A 2,732-nucleotide genomic window follows, 5' to 3' on the forward strand; every position below is an offset into this window, starting at 1 on the left:
GGAAGGCACTGTCGAATGGGCGACCACAATACGACTCATCCAGTTGTTCGAGGTCGACGGTGGAGACAATGGCTTGATGGCCATTGGCGATGAACGATTCGGCGAGCTCGCGGGTGGGACTTCCCCAGAGAGGAAAAATGCCATGCCACCCTATCCGTTTCAGTGACGCCTCGCGCCACTCCCGAAGGTCGCCGAGGAACAGATCGCCGAACGCCACATGGGCCAGCTCAGTGGAATGCTTGCGCGCCATCCCGAGCGTTGAAGCAAGGGCGGATTCATATGCGTCGTTGGGGGCGGGCCAGTCGATGGCCATCTCGAAGAGAGGCAGGTCAAGGGCGGAGGCCTGGGCCCGCAACACGTCGCCGCGCACGTCGTGCATTGCGACGCGATCACTCGTTCGATCCAGCGTGGTGATCAGGCCGACAACCTGCCATTGCGGATCAGCAAGCAGCCGATCGAGTGCCATCAGGCAATCCTTGCCGCCACTCCAGGCGACAAGGATCGGCTTGCGTGCGACCACTCAGGCAGCGGAGCGCGAAGCGCGTTTGCGGTCGTTCTCGGTCAGATTCTTCTTGCGCAAGCGGATATGCTTCGGCGTGACTTCGACGAGTTCATCATCCTCGATGAATTCCAGAGCCTGCTCCAGGGACATCCTGATCGGCGGCGTCAGCTGCACGGTTTCATCCTTGCCGGCGGCACGCACGTTGGTCATCTGCTTGGCGCGCAGGGCGTTGACGGTAAGGTCGTTGTCCTTGGCGTGGATGCCGACCAGCTGGCCCTCGTAGATTTCGTCGCCTTCGCTGATCAACAGACGTCCGCGTTCCTGCAGGCTGATCAGCGAGTAAGCGGGCGAGGGGCCCTGGCCGTTCGAGATCATTACGCCATTGGAACGCTTGGCGATCGCGCCTTCGGAGCGTGGGCCGTAATGATCGAACACATGGAAGAGCAGGCCGGTGCCGGCGGTGACTGTGCGGAACTCGGTCTGGAAGCCGATCAGTCCGCGGGCCGGAATCATGTATTCCAGGCGCGCACGACCGCGTCCGTCAAGTTCGATATTCGACAGCTGTCCGCGACGATTGCCGAGTCGTTCCATGACTCCGCCCTGGAACTGTTCATCCAGATCGACGACTAGCTGTTCGTAGGGTTCCTGCAGTTCGCCATCAATTTCCTTGATGATGACTTCGGGACGGGATACCGCCAGCTCGTAGCCTTCACGGCGCATCGTCTCGATCAGTACGGACAGGTGCAGCTCGCCGCGACCAGACACCTTGAACTTGTCCGGATCTTCAGTCTCCTCGACCTTCATGGCGACGTTGTGCAAGGTTTCGCGCATCAGGCGCTCGCGAATCTGGCGACTGGTCAGGAACTTGCCGCCGCTGTGTTCCTTGACGCCGGCGAATGGTGAATTGTTGACCTGGAAAGTCATGCTGATGGTCGGTTCGTCGACGTGCAGCACCGGCAACTGTTCGGGCGCATCCGGCGCACAGATCGTGTCGGAGATGCTCAAGCCTTCGATGCCATTGATGGCGATGATGTCGCCGGCTTCGGCTTCGGCGACTTCGCGGCGTTCCAGGCCCATGAAGCCGAGCACCTGCAGCACCTTGGCGTTGCGCTTCTTGCCGTCCTTGTCGACCACGGCGACCTGCATGTTGGTGCGGACCTTGCCGCGCTGGATGCGGCCGATGCCGATCAGGCCAACGTAGTTGCTGTAGTCGAGCTGGCTGATGCGCATCTGGAACGGGCCGTCGGGATCGACCTGGGGTGGCGAGACGTGCTTCATGATCGCTTCGTAGAGCGGAGTCATGTCGCCAGAACGCACATCGGAATCGAGCCCGGCATAGCCGTGCAGGGCGGAGGCGTAGACAACCGGAAAATCGAGCTGCTCGTCGGTTGCGCCCAGGCGATCAAACAGATCGAAGGTCGCGTTCAATACCCAGTCCGGGCGTGCACCAGGACGGTCAACCTTGTTGATCACGACGATCGGCTTGAAGCCCATCTCGAAAGCCTTCTGGGTCACGAAGCGCGTCTGCGGCATCGGACCGTCCATCGCGTCGACCAGGATCAACACGGTGTCGACCATCGAAAGCACGCGTTCGACTTCGCCGCCGAAGTCGGCATGGCCCGGGGTATCGACGATGTTGATGCGGTTGTCGCGCCAGGTGATGGCCGTGTTCTTGGACAGGATCGTGATGCCACGTTCCTTTTCCTGGTCGTTGGAATCCATCACGCGTTCGGCAAGCACGGTGCGCTCGCTGAACGTGCCGGATTGCTTGAGCAGGCAGTCAACCAGGGTGGTCTTGCCGTGATCGACATGGGCCACGATGGCGATGTTGCGGAGTTTTTCGATAGACATCGGAAATACCAAACGACCTCGTATCGGGCCGTCGCAGGGAAGGGAATAAGGGGCCGCGGAAAATCGGCAGCCGCATATTATGCCTGCAAATGGTGACAGGCGCTTGAATTATTGCGAACTTGCCGGTTCAGGTTGTTGCGCTGGCGCCAGTCTCCCTCCCCCTGGCAAGAGGGAGTCAAACCACGGTCTCGCGACTCCCTTGGGTATATGATCACCCCCATGCGTCTCGTATTCGCCATTCTTGCCACGTTCTGCCTGCTGTTCCAGCAGGTGGCGGTAGCTGCGACCGCCTGCCTGATGGAGATGCCAGCGGCCACCGTGGCCGTTTCCGGGCATTGCGATGACATGGCTCCGGTCAATGAGTCTGCTGCCCTGTGCA

Annotated in this window: 2 protein-coding genes; both read right to left on the reverse strand. The window is 60.7% G+C overall.

Going from position 1 to position 2,732, the window contains the following annotated elements; genetic code table 11:
* Positions 1 to 520: ATP-binding protein (locus tag WBP53_RS11540; RefSeq protein WP_423929051.1), on the reverse strand; the 520-nt coding region annotated here is incomplete at its 3' end.
* Positions 521 to 2,353, reverse strand: a complete 1,833-nt coding sequence (gene typA / locus WBP53_RS11545; RefSeq protein ID WP_423929053.1) for a translational GTPase TypA — start codon at positions 2,351 to 2,353, stop codon at positions 521 to 523. It lies immediately after the preceding gene.
* Positions 2,354 to 2,732 lie beyond the last annotated feature (379 nt).

This window comes from Dokdonella sp., assembly GCF_049593775.1.
Lineage (GTDB): Bacteria > Pseudomonadota > Gammaproteobacteria > Xanthomonadales > Rhodanobacteraceae > Dokdonella.

What these genes read in the sequence shown, in the direction of transcription:
- typA (WP_423929053.1), bottom strand. Translation starts at nt 2,353, where the DNA reads ATGTCTATCGAAAAACTCCGCAACATCGCCATCGTGGCCCATGTCGAT.